The organism is Pseudomonas sp. AC463, from assembly GCF_979253585.1.
This window is the reverse complement of sequence record NZ_CEEDDZ010000352.1, coordinates 1-316: the sequence shown is the minus strand read 5'-3', so window position 1 is coordinate 316 and position 316 is coordinate 1. Positions and strand designations below refer to the sequence as shown.

1 pseudogene is annotated in these 316 nt (G+C 69.0%); it reads left to right on the top strand.

From position 1 onward, the window contains the following. Positions 1-316: pseudogene (locus AC0IYH_RS30485) on the top strand (glutamine--fructose-6-phosphate transaminase (isomerizing)); the annotation flags it as partial.

Genomic DNA, 316 nt, shown 5'->3' with positions numbered 1-316 from the left:
CGACTCATGCCGGGCCGGAGATCGGCGTCGCATCGACCAAGGCGTTCACCTGCCAGTTGGCGGTGCTGGCCGCGCTCGCCGCCAATCTCGCCCGCGCCAAAGGGCGGCTGTCGCATCTGGAAGAGCGGGCGATCGTCAAGCATCTGGCGGAGGCGCCCGCCGCGATCAACGCGGCGCTGGCCTATGACGAGGCGATCGAGGCGATGGCGGGCACCGTCGCGAGCGCGCGCGACGTGCTGTATCTGGGCCGCGGCACCGATTACCCGCTGGCGTTGGAAGGCGCGCTGAAGCTGAAGGAGATCAGCTACATCCATGC